Source organism: Micromonospora sp. NPDC005305, from assembly GCF_040607315.1.
In the GTDB taxonomy this organism is placed as follows: Bacteria; Actinomycetota; Actinomycetes; order Mycobacteriales; family Micromonosporaceae; genus Micromonospora.
This window is the reverse complement of sequence record NZ_JBEXGL010000005.1, coordinates 43,374-59,311: the sequence shown is the minus strand read 5'-3', so window position 1 is coordinate 59,311 and position 15,938 is coordinate 43,374. Positions and strand designations below refer to the sequence as shown.

At 74.1% G+C, this 15,938-nt stretch carries 11 protein-coding genes and 1 riboswitch; of the genes, 4 read left to right on the top strand and 7 right to left on the bottom strand.

Annotated elements, in window-relative coordinates; genetic code table 11:
- Nucleotides 1-134: 134 nt before the first annotated feature.
- Nucleotides 135-2,450: a transglycosylase domain-containing protein gene (locus ABZS80_RS10500; protein ID WP_355055472.1), complete on the top strand. Its 2,316-nt coding sequence runs from the start codon at nt 135-137 to the stop codon at nt 2,448-2,450.
- 36 nt (nt 2,451-2,486) lie between these two features.
- Nucleotides 2,487-3,893, top strand: a complete 1,407-nt coding sequence (locus ABZS80_RS10495) for a CoA transferase (RefSeq protein WP_355055471.1) — start codon at nt 2,487-2,489, stop codon at nt 3,891-3,893.
- Nucleotides 3,894-4,013: 120 nt separating this feature from the next.
- On the opposite strand, the gene ABZS80_RS10490 is transcribed toward ABZS80_RS10495, so the two are convergent.
- The 4 genes from ABZS80_RS10490 to ABZS80_RS10475 form a co-directional block, all read right to left on the bottom strand.
- Nucleotides 4,014-4,601, bottom strand: a complete 588-nt coding sequence (locus tag ABZS80_RS10490; protein WP_355055470.1) for a TlpA disulfide reductase family protein — start codon at nt 4,599-4,601, stop codon at nt 4,014-4,016.
- Nucleotides 4,598-5,029 (bottom strand): hypothetical protein, encoded by a 432-nt coding sequence (locus ABZS80_RS10485; protein ID WP_355055469.1) that lies wholly within the window; start codon nt 5,027-5,029, stop codon nt 4,598-4,600. Before ABZS80_RS10485 ends, ABZS80_RS10490 begins: the two co-directional genes overlap by 4 nt.
- Before the next feature lie 68 nt (nt 5,030-5,097).
- Complete coding sequence (locus ABZS80_RS10480) at nt 5,098-7,155, bottom strand: M6 family metalloprotease domain-containing protein (protein ID WP_355055468.1); 2,058 nt, start codon at nt 7,153-7,155, stop codon at nt 5,098-5,100.
- Between the two features lie 162 nt (nt 7,156-7,317).
- On the bottom strand, nt 7,318-8,220 hold the full coding sequence (locus ABZS80_RS10475; protein WP_355055467.1) for a dihydrodipicolinate synthase family protein: 903 nt from the start codon (nt 8,218-8,220) through the stop codon (nt 7,318-7,320).
- A gap of 235 nt (nt 8,221-8,455) precedes the next feature.
- On the opposite strand from ABZS80_RS10475, the gene ABZS80_RS10470 reads away from it, so the two are divergent.
- Entirely contained in the window at nt 8,456-9,682 is a 1,227-nt protein-coding gene (locus ABZS80_RS10470) for a helix-turn-helix domain-containing protein (protein WP_355055466.1), read from the top strand.
- A gap of 42 nt (nt 9,683-9,724) precedes the next feature.
- Here the strand turns inward: ABZS80_RS10470 and ABZS80_RS10465 are convergent, their stop codons facing one another.
- Nucleotides 9,725-11,641, bottom strand: a complete 1,917-nt coding sequence (locus tag ABZS80_RS10465) for a Xaa-Pro dipeptidyl-peptidase (protein WP_355055465.1) — start codon at nt 11,639-11,641, stop codon at nt 9,725-9,727.
- Nucleotides 11,642-12,176: 535 nt separating this feature from the next.
- Here ABZS80_RS10465 and ABZS80_RS10460 point away from each other — a divergent pair.
- Nucleotides 12,177-14,237 (top strand): M4 family metallopeptidase, encoded by a 2,061-nt coding sequence (locus ABZS80_RS10460; protein ID WP_355055464.1) that lies wholly within the window; start codon nt 12,177-12,179, stop codon nt 14,235-14,237.
- Between the two features lie 95 nt (nt 14,238-14,332).
- On the opposite strand, the gene ABZS80_RS10455 is transcribed toward ABZS80_RS10460, so the two are convergent.
- Nucleotides 14,333-14,794 (bottom strand): YbaB/EbfC family nucleoid-associated protein, encoded by a 462-nt coding sequence (locus tag ABZS80_RS10455; protein WP_355055463.1) that lies wholly within the window; start codon nt 14,792-14,794, stop codon nt 14,333-14,335.
- A 135-nt stretch (nt 14,795-14,929) separates the two neighbouring features.
- Entirely contained in the window at nt 14,930-15,622 is a 693-nt protein-coding gene (locus ABZS80_RS10450; protein WP_355055462.1) for a transglycosylase family protein, read from the bottom strand.
- Nucleotides 15,622-15,795, bottom strand: a riboswitch (cyclic di-AMP (ydaO/yuaA leader). (Overlaps the previous gene by 1 nt.)
- Nucleotides 15,796-15,938 lie beyond the last annotated feature (143 nt).

Genomic DNA, 15,938 nt, shown 5'->3' with positions numbered 1-15,938 from the left:
TGTCTCCGGGCGGTCGACGCGGTGGCCGCCGCGGCGAAGAACGCCGGACGCCGGTGCCGTGGCCGCAGCTCGGCTAGCCTGCGAGCCGGACAGGGACACGATTCGGTCGAGCAGTCGGAGGGTATCGGGTGCGGATGCGTGAAACCGGTGACCACGACGCCGACGGCTCCGCGACCCCCACTCCGGGGCGGAGGCGCCGGCGGCACCGCCTGCTGGTCGTGCTGGCGGTGTTCGCGCTGCTGGCGGGCTCCGGCCTGGTGGCCGGCGGCTACTACTTCGACAGCGTGCCGACCCCCACCGACCTCAAGCTGCCGGAGTCGACCACCGTCTACTACGCCGACGGGCGCACGCCGATGGCGAAGCTGGGCGCGGAGAACCGCACCATCGTCCCGTACGACCAGATGAACGACTCGGCCAAGCAGGCCATCGTGGCCGCCGAGGACCGGACCTTCTGGACCAACAAGGGCGTGGACTTCAAGGGCGTGCTCCGGGCCGCCTGGGCGAACGTCACCGGCGGGCAGCGGCAGGGCGCCTCCACCCTCACCCAGCAGTACGCGCGGGTCGCCGCCGACCTGCGCGGGGTGACCTACTCCCGGAAGCTGCGCGAGGCGGTGGTCGCCTGGAAGCTGGACGACACGTACAGCAAGGAGGAGATCCTCGGCTTCTACCTGAACACCGTTCCGTTCGGGCGGGGCGCGTACGGGATCGAGGCGGCCGCGCAGACCTTCTTCGGCAAGACGGTGCGCCGGGACGCCCCGCCGCAGCAGCAGCTCACCCAGGCCGAGGCCATGGTGCTCTGCGCCATGGTGAAGCAGCCGGAGGCGGACCCGGCCGACCCCGAGGGTTCGCCCGGCTACGACCCCCGGCGCAACGCCCTGGCCAAGCAGAACTCGATCGACCGCTGGAACTACGTCCGTGACGGCATGGTGAAGCTCGGTTACCTCACGTCGGAGCAGGCGGCGAACCTGGCGTACCCGGACTCGGTGCGGCCCATCGACCCGACCGCGGGCCGCTCGGGCCTGGACCGGCCGACCGGCCTGGTGGTCAACCACGTGCTCAGCGAGCTGCGGGAGACCGAGCCGTTCCGCGGCAGGCCGGACGAGGTGATCCGCGACGGCGGCTACAAGATCGTCACCACCATCGACAAGCGGGTGCAGGACGCCGCGGAGGCCGCCGCCGACATCCGCCGGGACAGCGCACCGGAGGCGGTCCGCGGCCAGCCGAAGAACTGGCAGGCCGCGCTCGTCGCGGTGGAGCCCGGCACCGGCCGGGTGCTCGGCTACTACGGCGGCAACAGCGGCTCCGGCGCCGACTACGCCGGCTGGTACCGCGACGAGAACGGCCAGGCCCGCGGGTTCGGCCAGCACCCGCCGGGCTCGTCGTTCAAGGTGTACGACCTGGCCGCCGCCGTCGAGAACGACATCTCGGTGAAGCAGCGGTTCGACTCCCCCGACACCAAGGAGTTCCCCGAGTCGGGGCGCACCAAGGGCAGCGCGGCGGGCCCGATCCGCAACGCCGAACACGCGCCCTGCCAGCCGAAGTGCGCGCTCTGGGAGGCGACGGTCGCCTCGCTGAACGTCACCTACTTCGAGCTGACCGAGAAGCTCGGCACCGCCACGGTCATCGACATGGCGAAGCGGGCCGGGGTCGAGTCGATGTGGGAGACGGTCAGGGGCAACCCGCAGCCCCAGCGGGTGGATCTGCGGAGCGAGCCCGCCGACGAGGTGGCCCGGCGGTTCTCCACCGAGGTCGGCATCGGCCAGTACGGCATCAGCGTCCAGGACCACGCCAACGGGATGGCCACGTTCGCGGCCGGCGGCAAGCGGGCCGAGGCGCACTTCGTCCGGTCGGTGACCAAGGGCGACGACAAGGTGTGGGGCGAGCAGCTCAAGACGACGGACCTGGGCCTCGACCAGGAGGCGATCAACCAGCTCGACTGGACGCTGCGCCGGGTCAAGGCGGCCGAGCTGGACAACGACTGGGACTCGGCCGGCAAGACCGGCACCTGGCAGGCCGGGCAGAGCACCACCCAGAACGTGCACACGTGGATGGTCGGCTGGACCGGGGCGCTCGCCTCCGCCGTCTGGCTGGGCACCACCGACGGCAAGCCGCTGCGGACGACGGGCGGCAGCTACGAGGTCTACGGCTCCACCGGGCCGGGGCCGATCTGGCGGCAGTTCATGGCGGACGCCACCGCGGCGTTGAAGCTCGACCCGGACAAGTACCGGTTCGCCGAGCCGGCGTTCCCGGACGACGCCCCGGAGACCAGCGCCCCGACCCCGCCGCCGGCGACCTCCTCGCCCACCCCGTCCGCCCGGCCGACGCCGAGCGCGACCCCGTCGCGCCCGAGCCCCAGCCCCAGCAGGCGGCCGACCTCGCTGCCGACCATCTCCCCCTCGCTCAGCCCGCTGCCGAGCCTGACGCCGTCGAAGACCCGGAAACCCCGGTGAGCGCCGGGCCGCCGCCGGCGGTGCGATGATCGACCGGTGGTGGACTCGACGACGGAGGCGATCCGGTCGGCCTGGGCGGCGCTGGGCGGGGACCCGGGCGCCCTCGGCGCGGTGCGGCCGACCGGCCCCGCCGGGGTGCTGCCGGCCCGGCTGCCGGTGACCGACCTGGCCGTCGCGTGCGTCGCCGCCGCCGCGCTGGCCGCCCTGGAGCTGGCCCGGGCTCGCGGGGCCGGGCCGGCCGGGTCGCTGACCGTGGACAGCCGCGCCGTGGCGGTCTCCTTCACCAGCGAGCGGCACCTGCGGGTGGACGGGCGGGGGTTCAGCGGCTTCGCCCCGCTGTCCCGGTACTGGCCGACCGCCGACGGCTGGGTGCGTACCCACGCCAACTACCCGCACCACCGGCGGCGGCTGCTGGCCGCGCTCGACCTGGACCCGGCGCACCCCGACGACGAGGCCCTGGTGGCGGCGGTGGGCGAGCGGGTCGGCGCCCGCCCGGCCGTCGCGGTCGAGGAGCGCGTCACGGCGGCCGGCGGGCTCGCCGTCGCCGCCCGCCCGCCCGGGGAGTGGGACACCCATCCGCAGGCCGTGGCGGTCGCGACGGAACCGCTGGTCCGGCTGCGCGCCGACGCTCCGGCGGCGGCGCGCCCGGCGCCACCCGCGCCACCCGGGCTCCCCGCCGCCGGGGTACGCGTGCTCGACCTGACCCGGGTGATCGCCGGCCCGGTGGCCACCCGGTTCCTGGCCCTGCTCGGCGCCGACGTGCTGCGCGTCGACTCCCCCGGCCTGCCGGAGCTGGAGCCGCAGCACCTGGACACCGACGCCGGCAAGCGCTCCACCCTGCTCGACCTGGGCGGGGACGCCGACCGGGCCCGGTTCGCGGCGCTGGTCGCCGACGCCGACGTGGTGGTCACCGGCTACCGGCCGGGCGCGCTGGACCGGTGGGGCCTCTCCCCCGAGGCGCTGCGCCGGCACCGCCCCGACCTGGTGGTGGCCCGGCTGTCGGCGTGGGGCGGCACCGGCCCGTGGGCGGGGCGGCGCGGCTTCGACAGCCTGGTGCAGGCCGCCACCGGCATCGCCGAGATCGAGCGGCGGCCGGACGGCACACCGGGCGTGCTGCCCGCCCAGGCGCTCGACCACGGCACCGGGTACCTGCTCGCCGCGGCGGTGCTCCGGGCACTGGCGCGGCGCGCACACGAGGGGGGCGCCTGGACCGCCGAGCTGTCGCTGGCGCGTACCGCCGGGTGGCTGCGGCACGACCTGCCGGCCGCGCCGGCCCCGGCCGCCACCCCGCCCGGCCCCGACCCCTGGTGCGCCGAGCGGGACGCCCCCGCGGGCCGCCTCCGCTACGCGCTGCCGCCGGTCACGCTGCCCGGCGGTCGGCGCACCTGGGCGAGCCCGCCGACGCGCTGGGGCGGCGACGCGGCGGCCTGGCTGCCCCGCTGAGACCGGACCGAGGAGGGACCGGTGGCACCGGAGCTGGTGCCGGCCAGGCGGGGCGCGGCGGATCGCCGAGTTCATCGACATGCGCGCCCCGGGCGAGCCGCCCGCGCCCGGGTGACCCGGTCAGCCCGGGAGGACGAGCTTGCGCAGCTCGGCGTCGAGGGTGGCGCCGTCCACGCCGCCCGGCCAGCCGCGCAGCAGCGCGCCGCCCTTGGCGACCACCACCACGGCCGGGGGCTCGCGGACCGCGTACGACCGCCAGATGGCGCCGTCGGTGTCGAGCACGACCGGGTACCCGACCCGGTGCTCCCGCAGGTAGCGCTGGACGTCCTCGGGCCTGTCCTCGGTGACCACGCCGACCAGGACGACCTCGTCGCGGTGGCGCCGGGCCAGCTCGCTCAGAGCCGCCTGACGGTCGGCGCACAGCGTGCACCAGGAGGTGAAGAAGACCAGCACGACCGGGCGGTCGGCCCAGAGATCGGCGAGGGCCACCGGGCTGCCGTCGGTGAGCGCGCCGGTGACCGCCGGCGCGCCGGGCGCCCCGGACGGCGCCGGGCGCAGGCCCAGACCTGCCGGCGCGGGGCCCGGAAGCGCCGCGGCCCCACCGGCCACCGGCGGGGCGGGCGCGTCGTCGCCGAAGGAGCAGCCGGTCGCCGCGAGCGCCGCCGCCAGCGCGACGGCGGCCAGGCGGACGGCGTACCCCGGGGTCATGACGGCACCACGGCGACCAGCGCCGGTCCCTCGCTGTCGTTCGGCGTGAGGTCGACCGGTGGGTGGCCGTCCACGACCAGCCGGTAGGCGTCCCGCTCGGCCAGGTCGACCGGCACGGCGAACTCGCAGTACGTCGGCACGCTCGACACCTCCAGGTCCTCGGCGAACGTCGCCACCGACCGGCCCGGGGACAGCGCCCCCTCTGCCAGCGTCCGGCCGCCGGTGTCGACCACCTGGAACGGCGCGCGGTTGTGGAAGTGGGTGTAGGGGCCGGTGCCGGCGCACTCGACGCCCGCCGGCCGGATGTTGATGTCCCGGACGAGCACCCGCACGGTCATCGCCTTCCGGGCCTCCTCGGCGTCACCGCACGCGGCCAGCGCGCCGGTGAGCAGCGACGGCAGCACGAGCGCTGCCAACAGGCGACGCATCTGTCCTCCCTGGTGGTCGGGGGCGGACCCGGGGCGGTGCGGCGTGCGCCGCACCGCCCCGGGTGCGGTCAGCCGAGCTGCGCGCGGGGCCGTTCGACCCGGCACTGGCTGGTCACCGTCCTGCTCGGGTCGCTCTCCGAGGTGGCGGTGAGCGTCACCAGAGTGGTCGCGGTCGCGCCGGATCCGGCGCCGACCGAGACGGCCACCGGGGTGCGGGCCCCGAACTCGGCCGTGGCCAGCTCGTTCGGCAGTTCCACCCGCCAGCCCCGGCCACCGACGGTCGCCGAGAGCCGGTAGACGTCGGAGCGCAGGTACGCCCCGGCGTCCTCCGGGTGCGGCTGCCCGCCGGCCACGTACGTCCCGGTGTTGGTCAGGTCGAACGTGCAGGTGGCGCCCTTGCCGGTGGGCTTGCCGTGGGTCACCAGGTGGCCCTTGGACAGCGCCACCCCGTGCGCGCTCGGCCCGGCGCCGTCCAGCGACCGCACGGCCACCGTGTACGACAGCACCCCGTCGCCGTCCCGGCGCAGGTTGAGCACGTAGAAGTGCAGCCGGTTGGCCTCGTCCACGTACTCGTACTCGCTGCCGGAGTTGGCCCCGGCGTGGAACAGCGCGTCGGACAGCTGCCGGTAGTCGCCCATGGTGATCTTCTGCGGGGTGCCGTTCGGCTGGTAGAAGTCGACCATGTCGATGTCCTGCGGGTTGGCGTCGACCACCCACACGAACGGGGCGCTGTCGGCGTTCTTGGTCTTGCTGATGAGCACGCCGTTGTCCGGGGTGAACGAGTCCGCGCCCAGCCGGTCGACGACCTCGACGGTGTAGTTGTTGTACCGGCCGCCGTCGCAGAGCGGGTCGGTCGCGACGCTGCACCCCGGCGCGCGGTCGGTGTTCATCGCGATGTTGAGACCGGTCAGCCCGCCGGGCCCGGCGTCCACGGCCCGGGCGGTCACGTCGGCGACCACCATCCCGGAGGTGGCCAGCCCCTCCCGGGACAGCCGCAGCACGTGCTCCTCACCGAGCAGCCCGATCTTCAGCTTGTCCCGCAGCATGTGCAGCGATCCCATCGAGCCGCCGTTGACCGGTGGGATCTGCCACCGGGTGTGCGGCCCGCCCGGCCCGTTGAACGACCCGCGCGACATCATGCTCCAGATCCCGGTGTACGCGCGGCGCAGCGGCGTGCCGTACGGGTTGTTGTAGTTGTCCCCGATGCTCAGCAGGTGGCTCAGCTCGTGGGCGTACACGCCCTGGCCGGAGCTCTCCGCCTGGGTGGACGAGCCGCCCCCGGCGTTCGGCCAGATGGTCGACGCCGCCTTCCACGAGGTCCACTCGACGTACCGGGTCTTCGCGTAGTTGGGCAGGGTGGGATCCGGCGGGCCCCACGCGTCCGGCACGTCCTCCTTGGTCTGGAACATCATCTGGCCGAACTCCTGCCAGGTCGACGACTCGTCCTGGCCGGCCGAGAGGATGAAGACCAGCTCGAAGCTGTCGGCCACTGCATCGCCGACCGCCGCGCGCCAGGCGCCCAGCCCGTCGGTGCGGATGTTCTTGGCGCACGTCTCCCCGGTCGGGCAGGCCCCCGGGTTGAAGCCGTTGTCGATGCCGTACTGGTAGGACTTCGCCGGCATCTCGTACGGGCCGAAGCCGCTGAGGTCCACCCCGTACCGGCCGTTGGAGTCCTGCATCCAGTACTCGTGCAGGGTGTGTCCCCGGTTGAGGTCGCCCGGCTTGTTGAGGAAGTCGGTGTAGAACCCCGCGACCTGGTTGCGGGGCACGTTCGCGGCGGTCGCCTGCGGGTTGCCGAAGACCGTGGAGCCGGCCGGCTGGGTGATGACGAACGGCTGGTCCACGTAGTCCAGCGTGACCAGTGCGATCTTGAAGTTGCGGACCGACCCGCGCACGGTCGGGTCCGCCCAGTCGCGGCCCGGCACCTGCCGGTAGTCGTCCCAGGTCATCGTGTCCGGGTTCTGCCAGCGTTGGGGGTCGAGCGGCTGGAACGGGGCGGGCCCGTCCGGCCGGCCGTCCGGTGCGGCCGAGGCCGGCCCGGCGGAGCCGGTCGCGACCAGGACGGTCGTGACGGCGGCGGCCAGCACCGAGCGCCACACCGCACGCCTGGTGAGCAGAAGGCGCATCGAGTCACCTCTCAGGTCCGGGCGGAGGGGGCGGGGTGATCAGGGGGCGCTCACCCGTCCGCATTGATCACGCCCGATGTCGACCCTAGGAGCCGGCCGGCGTGGCGGTCACCGTGCAGATGTCGGCAGGTGGACCGGCGACTTCCGACACGTGCAGGACGCTCACGTCGCGGGCACCGGCCCGGCGTCGGCCCGTTCGGCCCGCCGCAGGTCCCGGCACAGCCGCTCCTCCAGCTCGGGCGGCAGCGCGCCGCGCGGCGGCCGGCACGGGCCGCCGTACCGGCCGGCCAGGCCCATGGCCAGCTTCACCGCCTGCACCCCCTCGGTCCGGGCGCCCCAGCCGAGCAGCGGGTGCAGCCGGGCGTAGAGCGGCAGCGCGGCGGCCAGGTCGTGGGCCGCGCAGAGCTGGTGCAGGCGCAGGCAGAGTCGCGGCAGGGCGTTGGGGCAGCGGGCGAGCCAGCCGGTCGCGCCGCACACGGTCAGCTCCAGCAGCACGTCGTCGGCGCCCGCCAGCACGTCCAGGTGGGGGCAGAGATCCCGGATCCGGTGCAGCCGGCGGACGTCGTCCTCCCGCACCGCCACCACACCGTCGGTCTCGGCGACCCGGGCCAGCAGGTCCGGCGTGAGGTCCACGGTGACCTCGGAAGGATCGCGGCACACCACGACGGGCAGCCCGACGGCGGCCACCTCGCGGTAGTGGGCCACCACCTCGGCGGGCCCGCCCGGGTAGCCGACCGGTGGCGGCGCGAGCACCGCCTGCGCCCCGGCGGCCCGCGCCTGCTCGGCCCAGTGGCGCGCCTGCCGGCTGCCGTACCCACCGACCGCCGGCAGCACCGCGCAGCCCGGCGGCGCGGCCTCCACGGCGGCCCGGACCGCGTCGGCGCGCTCCCCCTCGGACAGGGCCGGGTACTCCCCCAGCGGGCCGCACGGGGCCACCCCCCGGCAGCCGGCCTCGCCGAGCCAGCGCACGTGCTCCTGGAGCCGGTCGTAGTCGACGGAGAGGTCGTCGCGGAACGGCGTGGGGAGGGCGACGACGACGCCCTGCCAGGGCCTGGTTGCGGCCACGACGGTGTTCCCTTCTCGGCGGACCCGGCCCCGCACACGTTAGGGGCGTGCCGGCCGGCGGTCTTCCGACAGATGCCGGAACCCCGCCGCCGGCGGAAGGTACGGCTGTCGCGGGGTATTGCGCACCCGCCAACATCATCGGAAGGTAGGCCGAGGGTCCTACCAGCACACGTCCGGCCCGCGCCGTGCGGGGACCCCGCCGGGACCCGGGCCGGTCCGGGGGAAGCGCATGCGCATGGAGCTGCAACGCATCGTCGACCGGGTCGCGGCGCGGGTGAAGCGTCCGGCACTCATCGAGGACCGGCGCCAGCGCGTCGTCGTCTACAGCGAACACACCGGGGTGATCGACGGCGTGCGCCGCAGCTCGATCCTGCGCCGGCACACCACGCCCGAGGTGATCGCCTGGGCCCGGGAGATCGGCATCATGGAGGCCCGGCAGCCCGTGCGCACCCCGGCCCGCCCGGATCTGGACCTGCTCCCCCGGGTCTGCGTGCCGATCCGGCACCAGGACCTGCTGCTGGGCTTCGTCTGGTTCATCGACGCGGTCGACGGGATGAGCGACGAGGACATCTCCGTGGTGACCGAGGCCATGCCGGACCTGTCGCTGGCCCTCTACCGGGAGAACCTGCTCGGCGAGCTGACCTCGCAGCGGGAGGCGGAGGCGACCCGGACGCTGCTGGTCGAGTCCCCGGAGGCCCGGCGGGAGGCCGTCCGGTCGCTGCTGACCGACGGCGTGGTGGCCCGCGACGGCCAGGTCACCGCGCTGGTCGCCCAGCTCGCGGTCACCCGGGACGGGGTGCTCGACGACGCGGCCCGGGTGGCCCTGGAGCACGCGCTGGTCGCCACCCGGCAGTGGGTGGGGTCGCGCGAGACCCTGCACCTGGTCCGGCACGACCACGGGGTGCTGCTGCTGTGCGGCGGGCGGGCCACCGGCCGGGTGGCGGCGGAGGACGCGGCCGCGCACCTCGACCAGGCCCTGCGGGCGGCGACGCGGGGACTGGCGTCGGTGGGCCGTACCGTGCTCGGGGTCGGCGACGGCCGCCCCCGGCTGTACGACAGCCTCCTGTCCTACCAGGAGGCGTTCCAGGCGGCCCGGGTCGGCCTGCAACTGCCCGTCCTCGGCCCGGTGGTGCCCTGGGCGGACCTCGGCATCTACCGGCTGCTGTCCGGGGTGGACGCCGGGCACCTGGACGTCGCGCGGGTGCACCCCGGGCTGGGCCGGCTGCTCGGCGACGATGCGCACCAGGCGCTGCTGGAGACCCTGGAGGCCTACCTGGACCTGGCCGGAAACGCCCACGCCACCGCCGAACAGCTCCGGCTGCACCGGACGACGCTGTACTACCGGCTGCAGCGGGTGGAGCTGCTCGCCGGGACCGACCTCAAGGACGGCAACGAACGGCTGTGCCTGCACCTGGCGCTGAAGCTGGGCCGGCTCACCGGCCGGTACCAGCCGGAGCGGTGACCGGGGCGGGGCGACGTCGTCGGCGCCCCGCCCCGGACTCTCCTACAGGCCGGCCGCCGCCGCGGCGGCCCGGCCGCCGACCACCGGCAGGGTGATCCGGCTGCGGTCGAAGTGGACGGTGATGTGGGCCTGGTTCTGCTTGGCCCGGCTGCTGTAGCCGGAGTACGAGCCGAGCAGGACCACGCCGATCTGGTGACCGGCGGCGAACACGTAGTCCTCGGGGAGCAGGTCCAGGTCGACCGCGGTCTTCCGCCCGGGCACGAGCGGCGTCGACACCGACCGCGAGTCGAGGTTGAGGCCGTCGATGATCCCCTTGGTGACCAGCTCCTGCGGGTTGGTCGCGACGGTCTTCTCCGTCTTCCGGTAGCAGGCGTTCTCGGCGAAGCCGCCCCAGGTCGCCGTCGCGCCCCAGCAGTCCTCCTCGGTGAGCGTCCGGATGCCGTCGCCGCTGGTGCTGAACCGGGGGCGGGTGCCGTAGTCGACGAGGAGTCCGGCGAAGCTGGTGTCCTCGCCGTCGACGCTGGCGTTGATCTTCACGACCGGGGTGCCGGAGAGGTGCAGCGGCGCCGTCAGCGGTGTGGAGAGGAACACCAGGCGGTTCGCCGTGTTGGCCGCCGGGTCCGACGGGTGCCGGATGGCGTTGGCGGCCGTCATGGTGGGGGTGTCCTGGAAGGTTGCCGACGCGTTGCCGGGCCCGGAGCGGAGGGCGAGCCCGCCGACGTTCCCGGCGGCCGGGGCCCGGAGGAACACCTGGGTGGGCCGGGCGCCCGGCAGCGGCCAGGTACGCGCGGTCTCCCAGACGTCCGGCGCCCGCTCGATGTCGACGGCCGGCTCCCGCATGATCCCGTTGTCGAGGCCCTGGAGCCAGTGGTCGAACCAGCGGTGCAGGGTGTCCACCCAGGCGCCGCGCCGGAAGTCGAACGGGTCGACGTGGCCGGTGCCGGTCAGCCAGAGCTTGCGGGGCACACCCCGCTCGCCCAGCGCGGCCCACCACCGGCTGAAGTGGTCGGGGCGGACGTTGTCGTCGTTGATGCCGTGCACCACGAAGACGCTGGCCCGCACCCGGCCGGCGTGCGGCACGTAGTCCCGCTCCGCCCAGAAGTCGTTGTAGTCACCGGTGACGTCGTCGCCGCCCTCGCCGAGGGCGGTCCGCACCGGCGCGCAGTGGGCCCGGCGGTCCGGGTTGGTGACCGTGTTCGCGAGGCTGCCCGAGTAGTTGTTCCCCCGGGTGACGAGGCCGTTGCTCCGGGAGTAGTCGTACCAGCTGGAGATGGCCGAGATGGGCACGATCGTGGTCAACCCGCGTACGCCGCTGGCCGCCGCGGCGTTGGCCAGGGTCCCGTCGTACGACTTGCCGATCATGCCGGTCCGGCCGTTGTGCCAGTCCGCCACGACCGTCCGGCCGGCCGCGTCGACGCCCGGCCGGCGCCCGTTGAGCCAGTCGATGGCGGTCGGCGCGCTGATGTTGTCGGCCCGGCCGCCGGTGACCGGGCAGCCGGTCGAGTTGTTCGTGCCGATCATGTCGAGCAGGACCACCGCGTAGCCGCGCGGCACGAAGTAGTTGTCGTAGAAGAGCGGCCAGGTGTCGTTCAGCCCGTCGCCGTCGACGTCGGCCTTGCACTCGCCCTCGTTGCCCCGGCAGACCGTCGAGTAGTACGGGCTGGCGTCCATCACCACCGGCACCCTGAGCCCGTTCTCGCTGGCCCGGGGCCGGATGATGTCCATGGCCACGACGTCGCGGGCACCGTCGGCGTCGGTGTCCACGTCCGAGGTGACGAAGATCCGTTCCCGGACCGCGTCGGCGTAGCCGAACACCGGTTGGGTGACGCCGTCCTCGACCACGAGCCGGGCGCGCTCCTCCGCGGCCGGTCGGGCCGACGCGCCGGTCGCCGGCAGGCCGGCGACCGCGATCGCCAGGGCCACCACCGAGGCCCGCCAGGCATGTCTTCCGCTTCGCATCCGCGTGCTCCTCCTCCCCCCGCCGGCCGCCGGCGTACACAGGGGACACGCCGGCGCGGCGGTCGCCCCGAACCTACGGATCGATGGACGTCCACGTCTTCGGACACCTGTGGAAGATGGTCGTCGTCCCCTCCTACGCCTGTCGCAGCGGCGGAGCGGGTCGCCGCCGGCACCGAGGATCAATGCGCGTCCTGCGCACACAGCGGCAATCGCCGCAGATCGGGCAGCGCTCGGATCGTCGCCGTGAACATTCGGCCTGATCAGGGCCTATTGAAGATCATGGCTTCCTGAATTCGCGCCGACGACGCGACAACCGTGCGACATCGGTTGCCCGGGTCACCCATTGATCCCGGCCCGGGGCCGTGTGATTGTGCCCCCAGCGAGTCGCCGACCCCCGGCGGCTCACGACGGTCGATCTGTCGAACCGGGGCCACGCCGGCAGCCTCGGAGAACGGCCGTCACCCGCCTCGCCACAACGCGCCGCCCGTCCCCACCGGGCTCCGTGCGGCGCGCCTAGGAACAGGAGCGAACCCCCTTGAAGCTCTCACCTCGCCTCGTCGCGCTCTCCGGCGCGGCGGCGGCCGGTCTGATCGCCGCCGGCACCGCCGCGGCCGTGCAGGCCGCGCCGCCCGGCCCCGCCGCACCCGACGCCGCCCAGGCCCGCGCCGTCGCCGCCGACTCGGCCCGCGCGCTGGTCGCCGGCCGGCCCGCCTACCTGCACGCCAGCTCGGACGACGCGTTCGTGCAGAAGGCGGTCATCTCCTCCGAGGGCACCCAGTACGTGCCCTACGAGCGCACCTACAAGGGCCTGCCCGTGGTCGGCGGTGACTTCGTGCTGGCCACCGACGCGGCCGGCAACCTGAAGTACGCCTCCGTCGCCCAGCAGCAGGCCATCGGCGGCCTCGCCACCACGCCGAAGCTGACCTCGACCGCCGCGGCGAAGACGGCGCGTGCCCAGCTCAAGACGGTCAGCACCGTCGAGGCCACCAACCTGGTCGTCTACACCCTCGGCGCCAAGCCGGCGCTGGCCTGGGAGACCACCGTGCGGGGCACCGGCGCCGAGGGCCCGAGCCGGCTCACCGTCGACGTCGACGCCCGCACCGGCGCGGTGCTGCGCACCCAGGAGCACGTCGTGCACGGCACGGGCACCGGTGCGTGGAACGGGCCCAGCCCGCTGACGTTGAACACCACGCACTCCGGCACCACGTACTCCATGAAGGACCCGACCGTCACCAACCTGAGCTGCCAGGACGCCGCGAACAACACGACGTTCAGCGGCTCCGACGACGCCTGGGGCAACGGCACCGCCACCAACAAGGAGACCGGCTGCGTCGACGCGCTGTTCGCCGCGCAGACCGAGCACAAGATGCTCGCGCAGTGGCTGGGCCGCAACGGCGCCGACGGCAACGGCGGCTACTGGCCGATCCGGGTGGGCCTGAACGACCAGAACGCCTACTACGACGGCAGCCAGGTCCAGATCGGCAAGAACACCGCGGGTCAGTGGATCGGCTCGCTCGACGTGGTGGCCCACGAGATCGGCCACGGCATCGACGACCACACCCCGGGCGGCATCTCCGGCGGCGGCACCCAGGAGTTCGTCGCCGACACCTTCGGCGCGGCCACCGAGTGGTTCGCCAACGAGCCGTCCAGCTACGACGCTCCCGACTTCCTGGTCGGCGAGAAGGTCAACCTGGTGGGCAGCGGCCCGATCCGCAACATGTACAACCCGTCGGCGCTGGGCGACCCGAACTGCTACTCCAGCAGCATCCCGGGCACCGAGGTGCACGCCGCGGCGGGCCCCGGCAACCACTGGTTCTACCTGCTGGCCAACGGCAGCAGCCCGACCAACGGCCAGCCGGCCAGCTCCACCTGCAACGGCAGCAGCGTCACGGGCCTGGGCATCCAGAAGGCCATGAAGATCATGTACAACGCGATGCTGCTGAAGACCTCGTCCTCGTCGTACCTGAAGTACCGGGTCTGGACGCTGCAGGCCGCGAAGAACCTCTACCCGACCAGCTGCACCGAGTTCAACGCGGTCAAGGCCGCCTGGACCGCGATCAGCGTGCCGGCACAGACCGGTGAGGCGACCTGCACCGGCACGCCGACGCCGACCCCGACCACCACGACCACCCCGCCGTCGGGCAGCTGCACCGGCCAGAAGCTGGCCAACCCCGGCTTCGAGTCGGGCAACGTGAGCTGGAGCGCCAGCTCCGGCGTCATCACGAACGACACCGCCCAGGCCGCGCACGGCGGCTCGTACAAGGCCTGGCTCGACGGCTACGGCTCGACGCACACCGACACGGTCACCCAGTCGGTGTCCATCCCGGCCGGCTGCCGGGCGACGCTGAGCTTCTGGCTGCACATCGACAGCGCGGAGTCCACCACGACCACCGCCTACGACAAGCTGACCGTGAAGGCGGGCAGCACCACGCTGGCCACCTACTCCAACCTCAACAAGGCCACCGGCTACGTGCAGCGGTCCTTCGACGTCTCGTCGCTGGCCGGCACCACCGCCACCATCTCGTTCACCGGCGTGGAGGACAGCTCCCTGCAGACCTCCTTCGTCGTCGACGACACCTCGCTCACCCTGAGCTGAGAGCACACCGGAGCGGCCGGTCGTCGTCCTCCCGACGGCCGGCCGCTTCGCCGTCTGCGCCGCGGGTCGCGGCCGGTGCGGATTCCCGCCCGCGGTCAGGCCGGGCGGGCCGCGCGTGAACCGGCGGCGCCGTCGCGCCGGATCCGGGCCGCGACGCCCTCCATGGCCCGGCTGAACCGTTCCATGTCCCGCGCGGACTGCTCGGGCAGGCCGCCGAGCCGCGCGGCGAGGGCGTCCACGTCCGCCCGGGCCGAGGCGCTGACCCGCGCGTCCAGCTCGGTGAGCGCGGCGTTCACGGCCACCACGAGGTGCCCGCACAGGGTCTCCAGGGGCTCCCCGGCCAGCTCCGGGTCGACGGTGAGGGACTCCAGCCGGCCACCCTGGACGGCGACGGCGCGGACCCGGCCGCCGGCCGCACCGCCCTCGGCGCGGAGCAGCTGGGCCGGCGCGCCGTCGGCGTGCTCGACGGCCCGGGACCGCATCGCGGACAGCGCCTGTTGCGTCCTGGTCAGCAGCTCGTCGAGGCTCGCGGCCGCGGAGAACGAGTCGTTGGTCATATCCGCGCTTTCTTCACGTCTTTCCGAGCACCGTGACGATAGCAACCGGCCCCGACGTGGAACGCCCGGCCGGGAGTACCGGCCGGGCGTTCGTGGTGCCGTGGACCGGCCCGTCGTGGGCGGGTCCGGTGGGGCTCAGCGCAGGCGCAGCCTCTGGCCCGGGAAGATCAGGCCCGGGTTGTCGCCGACCACACCCCGGTTGCGCTCGTAGAGGGCGTGCCACCCGCCGGCGACGCCCTTGGCGGCGGCGATCCCGGAGAGGGTGTCCCCGGGCCGGACCACGTAGCTGCCGGCGCCGCCGGCGCTCGGCCCGGTGCGCCTCTCGGTGCGGACGGCGGGCCGGTCGTTCCGCGACCACCGCTCCGAGGTGGCCTTCTTCGTGGCCTTCTTCGTGGCCTTCTTCGCGGGCTTCTTCGTGGCCTTCCTCGAGCCCGAGTCGGTGGCCGAGTACCTCTTGGTCGAGCCACCCTTCTTGCCGCAGACCGGCCAGGCGCCGATGCCCTGTCCGTCGAGGACCTTCTCGGCGACGGCGATCTGCTCGCCGCGGCTGGCCAGATCGGCCCGGCTGGCGTACTTCTGACCGCCGTAGCCTTTCCAGGTGCTCCGGGAGAACTGGAGTCCCCCGTAGTAGCCGTTGCCGGTGTTGATGTGCCAGTTGCCGCCGGACTCGCACTGGGCGACGGCGTCCCAGTTGACGCCTGCGGCGCTGGCCGGGGCGGCCGGGCCGAAGAGGGCGGCGGCGCCGGTGGCGGCGCCGACGACGAGCGCTCCGACGGCGGTGCGGCGCCGCGCGACCCGTCGATGACGGGCGACGTGTTCAGTTGCCATGTGGGTGTCCTCCACGCCGACGAGGTGAGCTGTCGGGTTCGGGCCGAGGAGCCCGGCCGCCGGAGGCGGCTTCACCCCGAGGTGTCCGTGCACCGAGGAACATGTGGGTCCCCCGCTCCCGCCCGAGGTCCAGGTACCACCGTGCCGGCGGCGGGATTAGGCGTTACCGGCCCGTGGTGTCCGCGATCGCGAACGGAGTCGACGTTAGGAATGGTTTGTGACGAACGCCCACTTCTGTGAAGTTCTTCACCCGGCTGAGGGACGACCTCGTCTTCCGGCCCACGCCGCCGCCGAATCTGCCGCAGCGACCGCCATG

Excerpts from the sequence above, each read along its gene's own strand:
- ABZS80_RS10480 (WP_355055468.1), bottom strand. The coding sequence starts at position 7,155 with ATGCGCCTTCTGCTCACCAGGCGTGCGGTGTGGCGCTCGGTGCTGGCC.
- ABZS80_RS10490 (WP_355055470.1), bottom strand. The coding sequence starts at position 4,601 with ATGACCCCGGGGTACGCCGTCCGCCTGGCCGCCGTCGCGCTGGCGGCG.
- ABZS80_RS10450 (WP_355055462.1), bottom strand. The coding sequence starts at position 15,622 with ATGGCAACTGAACACGTCGCCCGTCATCGACGGGTCGCGCGGCGCCGC.
- ABZS80_RS10455 (WP_355055463.1), bottom strand. The coding sequence starts at position 14,794 with ATGACCAACGACTCGTTCTCCGCGGCCGCGAGCCTCGACGAGCTGCTG.
- ABZS80_RS10500 (WP_355055472.1), top strand. The coding sequence starts at position 135 with ATGCGTGAAACCGGTGACCACGACGCCGACGGCTCCGCGACCCCCACT.
- ABZS80_RS10470 (WP_355055466.1), top strand. The coding sequence starts at position 8,456 with ATGGAGCTGCAACGCATCGTCGACCGGGTCGCGGCGCGGGTGAAGCGT.
- ABZS80_RS10485 (WP_355055469.1), bottom strand. The coding sequence starts at position 5,029 with ATGCGTCGCCTGTTGGCAGCGCTCGTGCTGCCGTCGCTGCTCACCGGC.
- ABZS80_RS10465 (WP_355055465.1), bottom strand. The coding sequence starts at position 11,641 with ATGCGAAGCGGAAGACATGCCTGGCGGGCCTCGGTGGTGGCCCTGGCG.